This is a genomic window from Escherichia sp. MOD1-EC7011 (assembly GCF_002965005.1).
Taxonomy (GTDB): Bacteria; Pseudomonadota; Gammaproteobacteria; order Enterobacterales; family Enterobacteriaceae; genus Escherichia; species Escherichia ruysiae.
Genome location: NZ_PTRD01000027.1, coordinates 1 through 17,792, shown reverse-complemented (window position 1 = coordinate 17,792; position 17,792 = coordinate 1). Strand labels below are relative to the sequence as shown.

Sequence of the window (17,792 nt, the reverse complement as noted above, 5' to 3'; positions counted from 1 at the left end):
ATGATGCGCTATTCTACAGATTGCTGACAAAGTGTCCTTTTTTCATGCCGGATGCAGCATTGGTGCCTTTACCGGTCTGAGAGAATACAAATGATTTCCCCCATGCCTGATAAGCGTAGCGCATCAGGCAATTTTACCTTTGTCATCAGCCTCTATATCAATCAACTGTTTTGCGATCAGCCACCATTTTTTAACGCTTCAAGATACTCCCAGCGTTCAAAAGCCTGCTCCAGCTCCTGCTCCGCAGCAGCCAGATCAGCGAGCACTTTTTGCGTATGTTCATGAGACTGGCTGAAGAAGGAGGCATCCGCCACCTGCGCCTGTAAGGCTTCCAGCTTCGCTTCCAGATCTTCAAGCAATTGCGGAAGCTGTTCCAGTTCGCGCTGCAATTTATAGCTTAGTTTGCTAGTGTTGCGTTTTACAGTTTCTGCTTTTGGCGCTGCCGCTTCTTCGGTTTTTTTCACCACCGGCTGTTTAAGCGCCACATACTGTTCTTGCTGACCACGGGCATCATGATAACCGCCAACATAACGACCAATTTTGCCGCCGCCCTCAAAGATCCAGCATTCTGTCACAGTGTTATCGACAAACTGACGATCGTGGCTTACTAACAACACCGTCCCCTGGTAGCTGTCGATTAGCTCTTCAAGCAGTTCGAGCGTTTCGACGTCAAGGTCGTTGGTCGGTTCGTCGAGGATCAGTAAATTGCTTGGCTTAAGGAACAAACGTGCTAACAGCAGACGGTTACGTTCCCCGCCAGAAAGCGCACGTACCGGCGTCATCGCCCGTTTCGGATGGAACAGGAAGTCCTGCAAATAACCCAGCACGTGGCGTGGTTTACCGTTAACCATCACCTCTTGCTTACCTTCGGCAAGGTTATCCATCACCGTTTTATCGGGATCCAGTTCCGCGCGGTGCTGATCGAAATAAGCCACTTCAAGTTTGGTGCCAACGTGAATACGTCCGCTGTCTGGCTGAAGTTGCCCCAGCATCAGTTTTAACAGCGTGGTTTTACCGCAGCCATTCGAGCCAATCAGCGCAATTTTGTCGCCACGTTGTACCTGAGCGGAAAAGTCTTTCACCAGTTGTTTGCCCTCAACCTGATAGCAAACATCTTCCATTTCAAAGACTATTTTACCGGAGCGGCTGGCTTCTTCGACCTGCATCTTCGCCGTACCCATTACCTCCCGGCGTTGGCTACGTTCACGACGCATCGCTTTCAATGCACGCACGCGACCTTCGTTACGGGTACGACGCGCTTTGATCCCCTGACGGATCCACACCTCTTCCTGCGCCAGTTTGCGGTCGAACTCGGCGTTTTGCAGCTCTTCCACGCGCAGGGCTTCTTCTTTTTCCAGCAGGTACTGGTCGTAATTCCCTGGATAGGTCACCAGCTTGCCGCGATCGAGATCAACAATGCGCGTCGCCATATTGCGAATAAACGAACGGTCGTGGGAGATGAAAATAATCGTCCCATTGAAGGTTTTAAGGAACCCTTCCAGCCAGTCGATGGTTTCGATATCCAGGTGGTTAGTCGGTTCGTCGAGCAGTAACACGCGCGGATTGCTCACCAACGCGCGTCCCAACGCCGCTTTACGCAACCAACCGCCGGAAAGTGACGACAGCGCAGCATTGGGGTCTAATCCCAGCTGTGCCAATACTTCGTTGATGCGGTTTTCCAGTTGCCACAGATTATGGTGATCAAGCTGCTCCTGGACTTTCGCCAGTTCATTGAGATTTTTCTCGCTCGGGTCATTCATCACCAAGCGCGAAATATCGTGATAGCGTTTCAGGTATTCCGCTTGTTCTTCAATGCCTTCGGCAACGAAATCATAAACGCTACCCTCAACGTTACGCGGCGGATCCTGTTGCAGACGAGCTACAATCAAATCTTGCTCGTAAATAATGCGACCGTCATCCAGCCCTTGTTCACGGTTGAGGATTTTCATTAACGTCGATTTGCCTGCGCCGTTGCGGCCCACCAGACAAACACGTTCGTTATCTTCGATATGCAGTTCTGCGTTATCGAGAAGCGGCGCGTCGCTGAACGACAGCCATGCGCCATGCATACTGATTAATGACATTACTATTCCTTTCAGGCTGCGGTAATCAGCCAGCAGTTGTGGATCTGGCGGTTACGGGCGAAATCCTGGGAGAGCGTTTTTTGCGTAATTTCTTGTGCTTTCAGTCCCAGTTTGGCCAGGCCGTCGAGATCCATACGGAAGCCACGCTTGTTGTTCGAGAACATGATAGTCCCGCCAACACGCAGCAGACGCTTCAGATCTTTCATCAGCGCCAGATGATCGCGCTGAACATCAAACGCATCTTCCATTCGTTTTGAGTTAGAGAAGGTTGGCGGATCGATAAAAATCAGATCGAACTGTTCATTAGCTTCACGCAACCACGCCAGACAATCGGCCTGAATCAGGCGATGCGCACGACCGGTTAAGCCATTCAGACGCAGGTTGCGTTCTGCCCACTCCAGATAAGTACGCGACATATCCACCGTGGTGGTGCTGCGCGCGCCGCCTAAGCCCGCGTGCACAGTGGCGCTACCGGTATAGGAGAACAGGTTGAGGAAATCTTTGCCTTTACTCATCTGACCGAGCATACGACGGGCGATACGGTGATCGAGGAACAAACCCGTATCAAGGTAATCCGTCAGGTTCACCCACAGGTGCGCGTTATATTCGGTGACTTCAAGAAACTCGCCCTTCTCGCCCAGTTTCTGATACTGATTTTTGCCCTTCTGGCGTTCACGGGTTTTCAGCACCAGTTTGTTTGGCGCAATCCCCAGTACCGAAATGGTCGCAGCGATAATATCGAACAAACGTTGACGCGCTTTGTGCGCATCGATGGTCTTCGGCGGCGCGTACTCCTGCACGACCACCCAGTCGGCGTAGCGGTCAACAGCGACGTTGTATTCTGGCAAATCGGCGTCATACAGGCGGTAGCATTCAATCCCTTCCTGCCGCGCCCATTTTTCGAATTTCTTCAGGTTCTTACGCAGACGGTTGGCGTAATCTTCCGCCACCATCGCCGGTTTGCTGTCCGGGGTACTTTCGGCAACGTGGTAGTTTTTCTGCACGCAGTCCAGCGGGCCATTTTTCGCCTTGTACTGTTTGTCTGCGCGCAATTGCAGACAACTTAACAAATCCGGCGAGGCGCTGAATAAAGAGAGATTCCAGCCACCGAACTGGTTTTTCATGATTCGACCCAGCAGGCTATGCAGCGCAATCAGCGCCGGTTCGCTGTCCAGACGCTCACCGTACGGCGGGTTGCTCAGTACGGTGCCATACGGTCCTTTTGGTAGCGGATTGGTCAGTTGCGCGACATCTTTCACCTCAAAAGTGATCAGTTCGCCAATCCCCGCCAGGCGGGCGTTAGTACGCGCACGTTGAATCACCCGCGCATCGCTGTCGGAACCGTAGAAATGAGAGCTGTATTCTGCCAGACCTTTACGGGCGCGAGTTTGTGCTTCCGCTTTCACTTCCTGCCAGATGGCTTCGTCGTGCTGCGCCCAGCCGCTAAATCCCCAACGCCCACGGTGCAAGCCCGGCGCGCGGTCGGTCGCCAGCATCGCGGCTTCAATCAGCAACGTACCGGAACCACACATCGGGTCGAGCAGTGGTGTTCCCGGCTGCCAGCCAGATCGCATCACAATGGCTGCCGCCAGTGTTTCTTTGATTGGCGCAATACCTGCACGATCACGATAGCCACGCAGATGCAAACCATCACCACTGAGATCAAGGGCGATACTGGCGGTTTCTTTATGCAGCCAGACGTTAACGCGGATGTCCGGCGCATCGCGATCAACATTTGGTCGCGGCAGATTTTTACGCGTGAAAGCATCAACAATTGCGTCTTTAACTTTCATCGCACCGTATTGGCTGTTGCGGATAGTGTCATTCAGACCGCTAAAGTGGACAGCAAAGGTCGCGCCAGGATTAAACATCTCTGTCCAGTTGATCGCCTGAACGCCGAGATAGAGGTCTAAATCGCTGTAAACCTTACACTCGCCCAGCGGCAACATAATACGCGAGGCCAGGCGGCTCCACATCAGGCTCTGGTATACAAGCCGCGTGTCGCCCTTGAAATGGACCCCACCCTGAACCACCTGGCATTCAACGGCCCCCAGGTTTTCCAGTTCAGTTTTTAACAGCTCTTCCAGCCCACGGGCCGTACTGGCAAACAGAGAATTCATATCGTCACTTTTACTCTAAGAAAATTGTTGCGCATTATAGCTAATAAGTCCGTCATGTCATAAAGTTGAGGGCTTATTTTCATTTGGGGACCGCACCGTGGCGACATTAACCCGGCTTTTTATTCATCCTGTTAAATCCATGCGTGGCATCGGTCTGACGCACGCTCTTGCAGATATCAGCGGGCTGGCCTTCGATCGCATTTTTATGCTGACAGAACCCGACGGTACATTTATTACCGCCCGTCAGTTTCCACAGATGGTGCGCTTTACCCCATCTCCCGTTCATGACGGTCTGCATCTCACTGCGCCCGATGGTAGTAGTGCGTGGGTACGCTTTGCCGATTTCGCCGAACAGGACGCACCAACGGAAGTGTGGGGTAACCATTTTACTGCGCGCATTGCGCCAGATGAGATAAACAAATGGTTAAGCGGATTTTTCTCCCGCGACGTGCAATTGCGCTGGGTGGGGCCACAGATGACGCGGCGCGTAAAACGCCACAACACTGTACCCCTGTCATTCGCTGATGGCTATCCGTATCTGCTCGTCAATGAAGCTTCATTGCGCGATCTCCAACAACGCTGTCCGGCAAGCGTCAAAATGGAACAATTCCGCCCCAATCTGGTTGTTTCTGGCGTAGCCGCGTGGGAAGAAGACACCTGGAAAGTGATTCGTATTGGCGATGTGGTGTTCGATGTGGTGAAACCTTGTAGCCGTTGTATTTTCACCACCGTTAGCCCGGAAAAAGGGCAAAAGCATCCGGCTGGCGAACCATTAAAAACGCTGCAATCTTTCCGTACAGCCCAGGATAACGGCGATGTCGATTTCGGTCAAAACTTAATTGCCCGTAACAGTGGTGTTATCCGTGTTGGCGATGAGGTGGAAATCCTGGCGACAGCACCGGCAAAAGTCTACGGTGCGGCCGCAGCCGACGATGCTTTCTCCGCGACACAACAACCAAACGCGAATGTTGATATCAACTGGCAAGGGCGGGCATTTCGCGGTAATAACCAACAGGTACTGCTGGAACAATTAGAAAATCAAGGGATTCGTATTCCCTATTCTTGCCGTGCCGGCATATGCGGAAGTTGTCGTGTTCAGCTTCTCGAAGGCGAAGTCACCCCGCTGAAAAAATCAGCTATGAGCGACGATGGAACAATTCTTTGCTGTAGTTGCGTACCGAAGACTGCATTGAAACTGAAAAGTTAAACGGCTTGTTCAAGGCTGACGCTGTCATAACTCACATGCGGTCTCAGCCTGTCATTCATAATTTTGATGGCGTCACCCAGTTGCATGGCGCGCCCGGCGATGACGACGCAAGGCTGTGCCAGCAGGCACAGTGCGGCATTTTCGCCAGATTCAATAACCAGTAAATTGACCTGCTCATTGGTGTCGCTTAACCAGACACAGGCAGCATCACCTGACGCTGGTGCCCACATTTCGCCATGAGAAACAAAATGCCAGCTTTTCGGCATTTGCGGTTTGAGATAACGAATCGCTACCAGTGCATTAAGCACCAGTTCAGCTTTTTGTTCTTTTGATAAGTTAAGGTCGCGGCATTTTTCTTCAAACGTGAAATAGAGCGCGGCGTCATCAACGCAAAATCCCGCAGGAGAAAAAGCATCCGGCGTCAACATCTTACGCGCAAAACGTGAGCGAAACAGCATACCATTGGCTAAATCAAGCATCATTCGATCATGCTCTTCATCGTAATACCAACGCCAGTTATCGTCTGGTTTAATTCGCATATGCCTCTCCTCTACCCTATAAATTCACTGCAACACATTCCATTGTCGCTTTGCTTAATAACCTCAACAAGAAAAGTACAAAATGTCTAAATAAGTAACAGGAATGAATATAAAACAACCAGGGCTGAAAATAAAGCCCTGATTATCTTATAAAGAGAAAGTGAAAGAAATAATTAGATATGAGTAACGATTTCTTTAATCAGCGGTGGTCCTTTAAAAATAAAACCAGAATAAATTTGCACCAGTGAAGCCCCCGCAGCTATCTTCTCACGGGCAGCAATAACCGAGTCAATACCACCAACACCAATGATCGGTAAACGACCGTTTAATTCCTGCGACAAGCGGCGAATAATTTCTGTGCTTTTTAATTGCAACGGACGACCACTTAAGCCACCGGTTTGATCGCAATTTTTCATTCCCTGAACTAAAGAACGATCGAGGGTGGTATTAGTCGCAATAACGCCATCAATATTATGACGTACCAAACTATCGGCAACCTGGATCAACTCTTCTTCAGAAAGATCCGGCGCGATCTTCACTGCGATCGGCACATATTTATGGTGCATCGCTTGCAAATCATTTTGCTTATTTTTAATTGCTGTTAATAAATCATCCAGTGCTTCGCCATATTGCAGAGTACGTAATCCTGGGGTATTCGGTGATGAAATATTGATGGCAATATATCCTGCATAGGCGTAGATTTTTTCCATACAAATCAGATAGTCATCTTTGCCTTGCTCAACCGGTGTATCTTTATTTTTACCGATATTAATTCCCAGAACGCCGTCATAATGTGCTTTTTTAACGTTCTCAACGAGGTTATCAACGCCGAGGTTATTAAAGCCCATACGGTTGATCAAACCTTCAGCATCCACCAGACGGAAGAGACGCGGCTTGTCATTTCCTGGTTGTGGACGAGGGGTGACAGTGCCGATCTCGATCGATCCAAATCCCATTGCGCCTAAAGCGTCAATACACTCCCCGTCTTTATCAAGACCGGCAGCCAGACCAAGCGGATTTTTAAAGGTCAGTCCCATGCAGTTAACCGGTTTCGCTGGAACGTTCTGTCGAACAAGTGCTTCAAACGGCGTTCCGGTAATGCGACGTAATTGCTGAAAAGTAAACTCATGAGCGCGCTCAGGATCGAGCTGAAAAAGGGCTTTACGAACGAAGGGGTAGTACATGAACTCTCCTGGATTCCCGGTGTGCAAACCGGGTGCGTATTATGTGCGAGTTCGGATCAAAAGGGAATTGACCTGTGGCAATAAATAGCAAACGTTTTCTTGTTGTGCTTTTTTTATGCTTTTTTTGGCTTTTCTTCATCAGATAAATCATTTCGACTCACAAGCTCTCTCTGTCAGACTGACCGAATTGTTATCAATTTTAACAAAACAAGAACTATTGGTTATAAGGAGAGAGTATGCGTGTCATTACCCTGGCAGGAAGTCCTCGCTTTCCTTCTCGCTCCAGCTCTTTGCTGGAATATGCGCGGGAAAAATTGAATGGCCTGGATGTGGAAGTTTATCACTGGAATCTGCAAAACTTCGCCCCGGAAGATTTGCTTTATGCCCGTTTCGATAGTCCGGCACTCAAGACTTTCACCGATCAGTTGCAACAGGCTGATGGGCTGATTGTCGCCACTCCCGTCTACAAAGCCGCCTATTCCGGCGCACTGAAAACGCTTCTCGACCTGCTACCAGAACGCGCACTACAAGGAAAAGTGGTGTTGCCGCTGGCGACAGGTGGCACGGTGGCTCATCTACTGGCTGTCGATTATGCCCTCAAACCGGTACTAAGCGCCTTAAAAGCGCAGGAGATCCTACACGGCGTATTTGCCGATGACTCGCAGGTGCTTGATTTCCAACATAAGCCGCAATTCACGCCGAATCTGCAATCCCGTCTAGATACCGCGCTCGATACCTTCTGGCAGGCGCTGCACCGCCGCGATGTCCAGGTTCCTGACCTTCTCTCTCTGCGAGGTAACGCTCATGCGTAATATTTTTAAACTGGTGCTGATGGGATTATTCAGCGTCTCTACGCTCACGATTGCTGCGGAGTCTTCTCCTGAAGCGTTACGGATAGGTTATCAAAAAGGCAGCATCAGCATGGTGCTGGCAAAAAGCCACCAGTTACTGGAAACACGCTATCCGCAAACCAAAATCTCGTGGGTGGAGTTTCCCGCTGGTCCGCAAATGTTGGAGGCGTTAAACGTCGGCAGTATCGATCTGGGCAGTACGGGGGACATTCCTCCAATTTTTGCTCAGGCCGCCGGTGCTGATTTGGTCTACGTCGGTGTCGAGCCACCGAAACCAAAAGCCGAAGTGATTCTGGTGCCCGAAAACAGCCCGATCAAAACTGTGGCTGAACTAAAGGGCCACAAAGTCGCGTTTCAGAAAGGTTCAAGTTCGCACAACCTTTTACTGCGCGCACTGCAACAAGCCGGGCTTAATTTCACTGATATCCAGCCGACCTATCTGACGCCCGCCGATGCGCGCGCTGCATTCCAGCAGGGTAACGTCGACGCCTGGGCTATCTGGGATCCCTACTACTCCGCTGCGTTATTGCAGGGCGGCGTGCGGGTGCTGAAAGATGGCACCGATCTCAATCAAACCGGATCGTTTTATCTGGCAGCCCGTCCGTATGCAGAAAAAAACGGCGCATTTATTCAGGGCGTACTGGCAACCTTTAGCGAGGCCGATGCGTTAACCCATAGCCAGCGCGAACAAAGCATCGCCCTGTTGGCAAAAACAATGGGTTTACCGGCGCCGGTCATTGCCTCATATCTTGACCATCGTCCCCCTACCACCATCAAACCCGTGAACGCCGAGGTTGCCGCTTTACAGCAACACACTGCCGACCTGTTTTATGAAAATCGTCTGGTGCCGAAAAAAGTCGATATCCGCCAACGCATCTGGCAGCCCACTCAACTGGAAGGAAAACAATTATGAGTCTGAATATGTTCTGGTTTTTACCCACGCACGGTGACGGTCATTATCTGGGAACGGAAGAAGGGTCTCGCCCGGTTGATCATGGGTATCTGCAACAGATTGCACAAGCGGCGGATCGTCTTGGCTATACCGGCGTGCTGATCCCAACAGGCCGTTCCTGCGAAGATGCGTGGCTGGTGGCGGCATCGATGATCCCGGTGACGCAACGGCTTAAGTTCCTCGTCGCCCTACGCCCAAGTGTGACATCGCCTACCGTAGCCGCTCGCCAGGCTGCCACGCTTGATCGCCTCTCTAATGGACGCGCGTTGTTTAACCTGGTCACAGGCAGCGATCCGCAAGAGCTGGCAGGCGACGGCGTGTTCCTTGATCATAGCGAGCGTTACGAAGCCTCGGCGGAATTTACTCAGGTCTGGCGACGTTTATTGCAGGGAGAAACCGTCGATTTCAACGGTAAACATATTCATGTGCGCGGAGCAAAACTGCTCTTCCCGCCGATTCAACAGCCGTATCCGCCACTTTACTTTGGCGGATCGTCCGACGTTGCTCAGGATCTGGCTGCTGAACAGGTTGATCTTTATCTCACCTGGGGCGAACCGCCGGAGCGGGTAAAAGAGAAGATCGAACAAGTGCGGGCAAAAGCTGCCGCGCATGGGCGCAAAATTCGTTTCGGTATTCGTCTGCATGTAATTGTCCGCGAAACCAACGACGAAGCCTGGCAGGCCGCCGAACGGTTAATCTCCCATCTTGATGATAAGACGATTGCCAAAGCACAAGAAGCATTTGCCCGGACGGATTCAGTCGGTCAACAACGAATGGCGGCGCTGCATAACGGTAAGCGCGACAATCTGGAGATCAGCCCCAATTTATGGGCGGGAGTTGGCTTAGTACGCGGCGGTGCCGGAACGGCGCTGGTGGGCGATGGGCCGACAGTCGCTGCGCGAATCAACGAATACGCCGCGCTTGGCATCGACAGTTTTGTCCTTTCTGGCTATCCACATCTGGAAGAAGCGTATCGGGTTGGCGAGTTGTTGTTCCCACATCTGGATGTCGCCATCCCACAGATTCCCCAACCGCAGCCGCTGAACCTGCAAGGCGAAGCGGTGGCAAATGAGTTTATCCCACGTAAAGTCGCGCAAAGCTAAGGAACAAGATGATGGCAACGCCAGTGAAAAAGTGGTTATTGCGCGTTGCCCCCTGGTTTTTACCGGTGGGCATCGTGGCGGTGTGGCAACTGGCCTCGTCAGTTGGCTGGTTGTCGACGCGTATTTTGCCCTCTCCGCAAGGGGTGGTGACGGCGTTCTGGACGCTCTCAGCCAGCGGCGAATTGTGGCAGCATCTGGCGATCAGCTCCTGGCGGGCGCTGATTGGTTTTTCCATTGGCGGATCGCTGGGGTTGATTCTGGGGCTGATTAGCGGGCTGTCACGCTGGGGTGAGCGACTACTGGATACCTCAATTCAGATGTTGCGCAACGTACCGCATCTGGCGCTGATCCCGCTGGTGATTTTGTGGTTTGGCATTGATGAGTCCGCAAAGATTTTCCTGGTGGCGCTTGGCACGCTATTCCCCATTTATATCAACACCTGGCATGGGATCCGTAATATCGATCGCGGGCTGGTAGAGATGGCGCGCAGCTATGGCTTATCCGGCGTGCCGCTGTTTATCCATGTGATCCTGCCCGGAGCCCTGCCCTCAATTATGGTCGGCGTGCGTTTTGCGTTGGGTCTGATGTGGCTAACGCTGATTGTTGCCGAAACCATTTCTGCCAATTCAGGCATTGGTTATCTGGCAATGAATGCGCGGGAGTTTCTGCAAACGAACGTGGTGGTGGTCGCCATTATTCTTTACGCCCTGCTCGGCAAACTTGCTGACGTCAGCGCGCAACTATTAGAGCGCCTCTGGTTGCGCTGGAACCCGGCTTATCATCTGAAGGAGGCCACGGTATGAATACTGCTCGTCTGAACCAGGGCACACCGCTGTTGCTCAATGCGGTATGCAAACATTACGCGGATAATATCGTCCTGAACCACCTGGATTTGCATATTCCAGCGGGTCAGTTTGTGGCAGTGGTCGGTCGCAGCGGTGGTGGCAAAAGTACCCTGCTGCGCCTGCTGGCGGGGCTGGAAACGCCAACCGCAGGCGATGTGTTAGCGGGTACAACGCCACTTGCCGAAATTCAGGACGATACACGCATGATGTTTCAGGATGCCCGTCTGCTGCCGTGGAAATCGGTAATTGATAACGTTGGGTTAGGTCTGAAAGGCCAGTGGCGCGATGCCGCGCGTCAGTCGCTGGCTGCGGTAGGGCTGGAGAATCGCGCCGGGGAATGGCCTGCGGCGCTGTCTGGCGGGCAGAAACAGCGTGTGGCGCTGGCAAGAGCGTTGATTCATCGACCGGGTTTATTGTTGCTTGATGAACCGCTCGGGGCACTGGACGCCTTAACGCGACTGGAGATGCAGGATTTGATTGTGTCACTTTGGCAGGAGCACGGTTTTACCGTCTTGCTGGTAACGCATGATGTGAGCGAAGCGGTGGCGATGGCTGACCGGGTGTTGTTGATTGAAGAGGGAAAAATTGGTCTGGATTTGACGGTGGATATCCCCCGTCCGCGCCGGTTAGGGTCGGTGCGATTAGCGGAGCTGGAAGCGGAAGTATTACAGCGGGTGATGCAGCGTGGGCACTCTGAACAACCGATTCGGCGTCATGGTTAACATGCCGGATACAGCGCAAAAAACCAGCAATTTCAATGGAATTGTAGGCCTGATAAGACGCGTCAAGCGTCGCATCAGGCCGTTGGGCATGGTTGCCGGATGCGGCGTGAACGCCTTATCCGGCCTACAAAACCAGCAATTTCAACAGGTTGCCTGATAAGGCGTCGCATCAGGCATGTTTGTATCAAGCCAGAGCTTTGGTGATCTTCTCGTACAGATCACCAGAAAGATTTTCCAGTCCTTTTAACTGCTCCAGCGCCGCACGCATTTTCGCCTGACGTTTAGCATCGTAACGTTTCAGGCGAATCAACGGCTCAATCAGGCGCGAAGCCACCTGCGGGTTACGGCTGTTCAGGTCGGTGAGCATTTCCACCAGGAACTGATAACCGCTGCCATCTTCGGCATGGAACGCAGCCGGGTTGCTGCCCGCAAACGCCCCAATCAACGAACGAATACGGTTCGGGTTGCTCATGGTGAACGAACGATGCTGCAACAGGCTGCGCACCGTCTCCAGTACATTCGCCGCCGGACTGGTGGCTTGCAGGATAAACCATTTATCCATCACCAGACCGTCCTGATGCCATTTGTCGTCGTACTCCTGCATCAGCGCATCACGACATGGTAACTGCGCAGCAACCGCCGCCGAGAGCGCCGCCAACGCATCGGTCATATTGTTGGCCTCGTGGAACTGCTTGCTCACCAGCACGTCAGCCAGATGCGTTTCACCAAAAGCGAGGAAACGCAGGCAGGCATTACGCAGAGTGCGTTTTGCAATATCTTCATGCTCAACGCGGTACTCGCTCTGGTAATTCGCGTTATAAATAGCAAGCAACTCATCCGCCAGTTCAGCCGCCAGAGTACGGGTGAGAGCTTCGCGCACTTCAGCAATGGCAATCGGGTCGATGATATCGAACAGTTCTGCCATTTCATTGACGGAAGGCAGCGTCAGGATTTCTGCCGCCAGCGCCGGATCAATCTTCTCATCGAGCAGTACCGCGCGGAAAGCATCGGCAACATGTGCTGGTAAAGACAATGGTTGACCTTGCTGATGACGGGCGACGTTCAGTTTGATGTAGGTTGCGAGCAGGCTTTGCGCCGCATCCCAGCGAGAGAAATCATTACGCGCATGGCGCATCAGGAAAGTCAGTTGCTGGTCGCTCCACTTATATTCCAGTTTCACCGGCGCAGAAAATTCGCAAAGCAGCGCAGGCACAGGCTGGAAGTAGACGTTATCGAAGACAAAGGTCTGTTCCGCCTGGGTGACATTCAATACCGGATTGACCGGATGGCCACCCTTCTGCAACGGAATCACTTTGCCTTCGTTGTCATACAGTTCGATAGCAAACGGAATATGTAGCGGCTGTTTTTCTGCCTGATCCGGCGTGGCTGGTGTGCGCTGGCTGATGGTCAGGGTGTACTGCTCGGTTTCCGGATTGTAGTCGTCTTTAACAGTCACAATCGGCGTACCGGACTGGCTGTACCAGCGACGGAAATGGGAAAGATCGACATTTGACGCATCTTCCATCGCCTGAACGAAATCGTCGCAGGTCGCAGCACTACCATCGTGACGCTCGAAATAGAGCTGCATCCCTTTCTGGAAGTTTTCTTCACCCAGCAGAGTGTGGATCATACGAATCACTTCCGCGCCCTTCTCGTAAACGGTCAGGGTGTAGAAGTTGTTCATTTCAATGACCATATCCGGACGGATTGGGTGCGCCATCGGACTGGCGTCTTCCGCAAACTGCAATCCGCGCATGGTGCGCACGTTGTTGATACGGTTTACCGCGCGGGAACCAAGGTCAGAACTGAACTCCTGATCGCGGAAAACAGTCAAGCCTTCCTTCAAACTGAGCTGGAACCAGTCACGGCAGGTAACGCGGTTGCCGGTCCAGTTATGGAAATATTCATGACCGATGACACGCTCAATGTCGAGATAATCTTTATCGGTTGCAGTGTCGGTACGCGCCAGCACATATTTGGAGTTAAAGATGTTGAGACCTTTATTCTCCATTGCGCCCATGTTGAAGAAATCCACTGCAACGATCATATAGATGTCGAGGTCATACTCCAGACCAAAGCGTTCTTCATCCCACTTCATGGAATTTTTCAGCGAGGTCATCGCCCACGGCGCGCGATCAAGATTGCCGCGATCGACATACAACTCCAGCGCCACTTCGCGACCGGAGCGGGTAGTGAAAGTGTCGCGAAGTACATCGAAGTCACCAGCTACCAGCGCAAACAGATAGCTCGGTTTCGGGAATGGATCCTGCCACTGTACCCAGTGACGTCCATTTTCCAGTTCGCCTTGCGCAACACGGTTACCGTTGGAAAGCAGGAACGGGTATTTGGTTTTATCCGCAATAATTTTGGTGGTAAAACGCGCCAGCACATCCGGGCGATCAAGATAGTACGTAATATGGCGGAAACCTTCAGCCTCACACTGAGTGCAGAGCGCATCGCCTGACTGGTAAAGCCCTTCCAGCGCGGTGTTGGACGCCGGGCTAATTTCATTAATAATCTTGAGCGTAAAACGTTCCGGTAAATTACTGATGATCAGTGCGCCCTCTTCTTCTTTCCAGGCTGTCCACGGCTCATCATTAATATGAATAGAGACTAGTTTAAGGGCTTCGCCGTCCAGACGAAGCGGAGCATCTGATGCACCATGACGGACAGCCTGGCTGATCGCGGTAACCACCGTCTTTTGCGCGTTCAGGTCAAAGGTCAAGTCAATATCAGTAATCTGGTAATCCGGCGCACGATAGTCGTGACGGTATTTGGCTTGTGGCTGTTGAGTCATAAATAACCTTTAGCATCTTTTATAGAGTCAGGTGTTCAGTCTATTCCTGTTGCATAAATCTCGCTACGCAGAATCTTCATCTTTTCAGGTACAAACGCTTTTATTGCTACATTTTTATAACATAAGGTGCGCAATGCCATCGACCATAAAGGTGGCATATGGTGTGATCGGGGTTCAATAAATTGCGAAACAAGGTATACTCCAGCAGTTCCTGAAGATGTTTATTGTACTAAACGCTCCCGTACGAGGACGCTACTGCGCACCTATGACACAATTCGCTTCTCCTGTTCTGCACTCGTTGCTGGATACAGATGCTTATAAGTTGCATATGCAGCAAGCCGTGTTTCATCACTATTATGATGTGCATGTCGCGGCGGAGTTTCGTTGCCGAGGTGACGATCTGCTGGGTATTTATGCCGATGCTATTCGTGAACAGGTTCAGGCGATGCAGCACCTGCGCCTGCAGGATGATGAATATCAATGGCTCTCTGCCCTGCCTTTTTTTAAGGCCGACTATCTCAACTGGCTGCGCGAGTTCCGCTTTAATCCGGAACAGGTCACCGTCACCAACGATAACGGTAAGCTGGATATTCGTTTAACCGGCCCGTGGCGTGAAGTCATCCTCTGGGAAGTTCCTCTGCTGGCGGTCATCAGTGAAATGGTACATCGCTATCGCTCACCGCAGGCCGACGTTGCGCAAGCCCTCGATACCCTGGAAAGCAAATTAGTCGACTTTTCGGCATTAACCGCCGATCTCGAGATGTCGCGCTTCCATCTGATGGATTTCGGCACTCGTCGCCGTTTTTCCCGCGAAGTACAAGAAACCATCGTTAAACGTTTGCAACAGGAACCCTGGTTCGTTGGCACCAGTAACTACGATCTGGCACGTCGGCTTTCCCTCACCCCGATGGGAACACAGGCGCATGAATGGTTCCAGGCGCATCAACAAATCAGCCCGGATCTTGCCAATAGTCAGCGCGCTGCACTTGCTGCGTGGCTGGAAGAATATCCTGACCAACTTGGCATTGCGTTAACCGACTGCATTACTATGGATGCCTTTCTGCGTGATTTCGGCGTGGAATTTGCCAGTCGTTACCAGGGGCTTCGCCATGATTCCGGCGACCCGGTAGAATGGGGCGAAAAAGCCATTGCACATTATGAGAAGCTGGGAATTGATCCGCAGAGCAAAACGCTGGTTTTCTCTGACAATCTGGATTTACGCAAAGCGGTCGAGCTTTATCGCCACTTCTCTTCCCGTGTGCAATTAAGTTTTGGTATCGGTACACGCCTGACCTGCGATATCCCCCAGGTCAAACCACTGAATATTGTGATTAAGCTGGTGGAGTGTAACGGTAAACCGGTGGCGAAACTTTCTGACAGCCCTGGCAAAACTATCTGCCATGACAAAGCGTTTGTCCGTGCGCTGCGTAAAGCGTTCGACCTTCCGCATATTAAAAAAGCCAGTTAATATCATCAGGGAGCCATAACGGCTCCCTTTTTTGCCTTTTATTCCGAAATCTTTTGTCCCATCTGCGAATTCTGCTTGTCTGATTGCAGATGCCAGGTAACATAGGTATCCCCCCATTGACGGGTGGACAAGTGTTTATTTTTTCCGACTATTAACAGAGAGAATATTATGAGCGTTGTGCCTGTAGCCGACGTACTCCAGGGCCGCGTAGCCGTTGACAGCGAAGTCACCGTGCGCGGATGGGTGCGTACCCGCCGAGATTCAAAAGCTGGCATCTCCTTCCTCGCCGTTTATGACGGTTCCTGCTTTGATCCTGTACAGGCTGTCATCAATAATTCTCTGCCCAATTACAATGAAGACGTCCTGCGTCTGACCACCGGTTGCTCGGTCATTGTGACGGGTAAAGTCGTGGCGTCGCCGGGTCAGGGGCAACAATTTGAAATTCAGGCCAGCAACGTTGAAGTTGCCGGCTGGGTTGAAGATCCAGATACTTACCCGATGGCAGCAAAGCGCCACAGCATTGAGTATCTGCGTGAAGTCGCTCACCTGCGTCCACGTACCAACCTGATTGGCGCTGTTGCGCGCGTTCGCCACACGCTGGCACAGGCGCTGCATCGCTTCTTTAACGAGCAGGGATTCTTCTGGGTTTCAACGCCACTGATTACCGCATCTGATACCGAAGGCGCTGGCGAAATGTTCCGCGTTTCAACGCTGGATCTGGAAAACCTGCCGCGTAACGATCAGGGCAAAGTGGATTTCGACAAAGACTTCTTCGGTAAAGAGTCTTTCCTGACCGTATCTGGTCAGTTGAACGGTGAAACCTACGCTTGCGCATTGTCCAAAATTTATACCTTCGGCCCGACTTTCCGTGCAGAAAACTCCAACACCAGCCGTCACCTTGCGGAATTCTGGATGCTGGAGCCGGAAGTGGCGTTTGCTAACCTGAACGATATCGCCGGTCTGGCTGAAGCCATGCTGAAATATGTCTTCAAAGCGGTTCTCGAAGAACGTGCAGACGACATGAAATTCTTCGCTGAACGCGTAGATAAAGATGCTGTCAGCCGTCTGGAACGCTTCATTGAAGCCGACTTTGCGCAGGTTGATTACACCGATGCGGTAACCATCCTCGAAAATTGCGGTAAGAAATTTGAAAACCCGGTTTACTGGGGCGTGGATCTCTCTTCCGAGCATGAGCGTTACCTGGCAGAAGAACACTTTAAAGCGCCGGTCGTGGTGAAAAACTATCCGAAAGATATTAAGGCGTTCTATATGCGTCTTAACGAAGACGGTAAAACCGTCGCGGCAATGGACGTTCTGGCACCGGGCATCGGTGAGATTATTGGTGGCTCCCAGCGTGAAGAACGTCTGGACGTGCTGGACGAGCGTATGCTGGAGATGGGCCTGAACAAAGAAGATTACTGGTGGTATCGCGATCTGCGTCGCTACGGTACTGTTCCGCATTCCGGTTTCGGTCTTGGTTTTGAACGTCTGATCGCCTACGTGACTGGTGTGCAAAACGTGCGTGACGTGATTCCGTTCCCGCGTACTCCGCGTAACGCCAGCTTCTAATTTAGTTTTTCCGAGAGCCAGCGTCCGCTGGCTCTTTTCTATTCCCTTCTGTCAAGTTATCTGTTTGTTAAGTCAATCAATCTATTTGCAACCCTGTCACAACAACCTTCCTGTTACGGAATATTTCCACGTAATATTTATGAACAAAAAATAATCCGCATTCTTATTGCGGATTAGTTATTTCTTAGCTGATAGCACAATTTTTATACTTCTTATTAGCTTTCTGGACGTCTGAATCTGTGTTTTAGCGAAGCCACTGAGAGGAATTATCAGAGCGAAAATTTTCGTTTAGCTAAATTTAATATAAGGAAATCATATATATAGATCAAACTCTCTGCAAACATCATTAAA

The 17,792-nt window shown here is 51.5% G+C and carries 13 protein-coding genes; 8 read left to right on the top strand and 5 right to left on the bottom strand.

Annotated features, from left to right (window positions below):
* Nucleotides 1-176: 176 nt before the first annotated feature.
* Together A7098_RS14220 and rlmKL are read right to left on the bottom strand one after the other, a co-directional pair.
* Complete coding sequence (locus A7098_RS14220) at nucleotides 177-2,084, bottom strand: ABC transporter ATP-binding protein (RefSeq protein ID WP_105280978.1); 1,908 nt, start codon at nucleotides 2,082-2,084, stop codon at nucleotides 177-179.
* An 11-nt stretch (nucleotides 2,085-2,095) separates the two neighbouring features.
* Entirely contained in the window at nucleotides 2,096-4,204 is a 2,109-nt protein-coding gene (gene rlmKL, locus A7098_RS14215; RefSeq protein WP_032225474.1) for a bifunctional 23S rRNA (guanine(2069)-N(7))-methyltransferase RlmK/23S rRNA (guanine(2445)-N(2))-methyltransferase RlmL, read from the bottom strand.
* A gap of 97 nt (nucleotides 4,205-4,301) precedes the next feature.
* Between rlmKL and ycbX the strand changes: the two genes are divergently transcribed.
* Complete coding sequence (ycbX, locus tag A7098_RS14210) at nucleotides 4,302-5,411, top strand: 6-N-hydroxylaminopurine resistance protein YcbX (protein WP_032225475.1); 1,110 nt, start codon at nucleotides 4,302-4,304, stop codon at nucleotides 5,409-5,411.
* Here ycbX and zapC read toward each other — a convergent pair.
* Nucleotides 5,408-5,950 carry a cell division protein ZapC gene (zapC, locus tag A7098_RS14205; RefSeq protein WP_001220665.1) on the bottom strand — a complete coding sequence of 181 codons (543 nt, stop codon included), beginning with the start codon at nucleotides 5,948-5,950 and terminating at the stop codon, nucleotides 5,408-5,410. The genes ycbX and zapC overlap by 4 nt on opposite strands.
* A 173-nt stretch (nucleotides 5,951-6,123) precedes the next feature.
* Nucleotides 6,124-7,134, bottom strand: a complete 1,011-nt coding sequence (pyrD, locus tag A7098_RS14200) for a quinone-dependent dihydroorotate dehydrogenase (RefSeq protein ID WP_010344456.1) — start codon at nucleotides 7,132-7,134, stop codon at nucleotides 6,124-6,126.
* 236 nt (nucleotides 7,135-7,370) lie between these two features.
* On the opposite strand from pyrD, the gene ssuE reads away from it, so the two are divergent.
* From ssuE to ssuB, 5 genes are read left to right on the top strand one after another with little or no spacing between them, the layout of a single operon-like run.
* Nucleotides 7,371-7,946, top strand: a complete 576-nt coding sequence (gene ssuE, locus A7098_RS14190) for an NADPH-dependent FMN reductase (RefSeq protein ID WP_001263924.1) — start codon at nucleotides 7,371-7,373, stop codon at nucleotides 7,944-7,946.
* Nucleotides 7,939-8,898, top strand: a complete 960-nt coding sequence (gene ssuA / locus A7098_RS14185) for an aliphatic sulfonate ABC transporter substrate-binding protein SsuA (RefSeq protein ID WP_001244251.1) — start codon at nucleotides 7,939-7,941, stop codon at nucleotides 8,896-8,898. Before ssuE ends, ssuA begins: the two co-directional genes overlap by 8 nt.
* Nucleotides 8,895-10,040, top strand: coding sequence for an FMNH2-dependent alkanesulfonate monooxygenase (ssuD, locus tag A7098_RS14180; protein WP_105280977.1), 1,146 nt, complete (start codon nucleotides 8,895-8,897; stop codon nucleotides 10,038-10,040). The genes ssuA and ssuD overlap by 4 nt, the downstream gene beginning before the upstream one ends.
* Nucleotides 10,041-10,051: 11 nt before the next feature.
* Nucleotides 10,052-10,843 carry an aliphatic sulfonate ABC transporter permease SsuC gene (ssuC, locus tag A7098_RS14175; RefSeq protein WP_105280976.1) on the top strand — a complete coding sequence of 264 codons (792 nt, stop codon included), beginning with the start codon at nucleotides 10,052-10,054 and terminating at the stop codon, nucleotides 10,841-10,843.
* The gene (ssuB, locus tag A7098_RS14170) at nucleotides 10,840-11,607 is read left to right on the top strand and encodes an aliphatic sulfonates ABC transporter ATP-binding protein (RefSeq protein WP_105280975.1); all 768 of its coding nucleotides are present in this window, start codon (nucleotides 10,840-10,842) and stop codon (nucleotides 11,605-11,607) included. Before ssuC ends, ssuB begins: the two co-directional genes overlap by 4 nt.
* A gap of 184 nt (nucleotides 11,608-11,791) precedes the next feature.
* Here the strand turns inward: ssuB and pepN are convergent, their stop codons facing one another.
* Nucleotides 11,792-14,404: an aminopeptidase N gene (gene pepN, locus A7098_RS14165; RefSeq protein WP_105280974.1), complete on the bottom strand. Its 2,613-nt coding sequence runs from the start codon at nucleotides 14,402-14,404 to the stop codon at nucleotides 11,792-11,794.
* A 265-nt stretch (nucleotides 14,405-14,669) separates the two neighbouring features.
* Here pepN and pncB point away from each other — a divergent pair, with 265 nt between their 5' ends.
* Together pncB and asnS are read left to right on the top strand one after the other, a co-directional pair.
* Nucleotides 14,670-15,872 (top strand): nicotinate phosphoribosyltransferase, encoded by a 1,203-nt coding sequence (gene pncB / locus A7098_RS14160; RefSeq protein WP_010344462.1) that lies wholly within the window; start codon nucleotides 14,670-14,672, stop codon nucleotides 15,870-15,872.
* Nucleotides 15,873-16,040: 168 nt separating this feature from the next.
* Complete coding sequence (gene asnS, locus A7098_RS14155; RefSeq protein WP_000117892.1) at nucleotides 16,041-17,441, top strand: asparagine--tRNA ligase; 1,401 nt, start codon at nucleotides 16,041-16,043, stop codon at nucleotides 17,439-17,441.
* The last annotated feature ends 351 nt before the right edge of the window (nucleotides 17,442-17,792 follow it).

Bases quoted from the DNA above. Each gene is read 5' to 3' on its own strand.
- ssuD (WP_105280977.1), top strand. From the start codon at position 8,895: ATGAGTCTGAATATGTTCTGGTTTTTACCCACGCACGGTGACGGTCAT.
- ssuE (WP_001263924.1), top strand. From the start codon at position 7,371: ATGCGTGTCATTACCCTGGCAGGAAGTCCTCGCTTTCCTTCTCGCTCC.
- asnS (WP_000117892.1), top strand. From the start codon at position 16,041: ATGAGCGTTGTGCCTGTAGCCGACGTACTCCAGGGCCGCGTAGCCGTT.
- A7098_RS14220 (WP_105280978.1), bottom strand. From the start codon at position 2,084: ATGTCATTAATCAGTATGCATGGCGCATGGCTGTCGTTCAGCGACGCG.
- ssuB (WP_105280975.1), top strand. From the start codon at position 10,840: ATGAATACTGCTCGTCTGAACCAGGGCACACCGCTGTTGCTCAATGCG.
- pyrD (WP_010344456.1), bottom strand. From the start codon at position 7,134: ATGTACTACCCCTTCGTTCGTAAAGCCCTTTTTCAGCTCGATCCTGAG.
- ssuC (WP_105280976.1), top strand. From the start codon at position 10,052: ATGGCAACGCCAGTGAAAAAGTGGTTATTGCGCGTTGCCCCCTGGTTT.
- ssuA (WP_001244251.1), top strand. From the start codon at position 7,939: ATGCGTAATATTTTTAAACTGGTGCTGATGGGATTATTCAGCGTCTCT.
- pncB (WP_010344462.1), top strand. From the start codon at position 14,670: ATGACACAATTCGCTTCTCCTGTTCTGCACTCGTTGCTGGATACAGAT.
- pepN (WP_105280974.1), bottom strand. From the start codon at position 14,404: ATGACTCAACAGCCACAAGCCAAATACCGTCACGACTATCGTGCGCCG.
- zapC (WP_001220665.1), bottom strand. From the start codon at position 5,950: ATGCGAATTAAACCAGACGATAACTGGCGTTGGTATTACGATGAAGAG.
- rlmKL (WP_032225474.1), bottom strand. From the start codon at position 4,204: ATGAATTCTCTGTTTGCCAGTACGGCCCGTGGGCTGGAAGAGCTGTTA.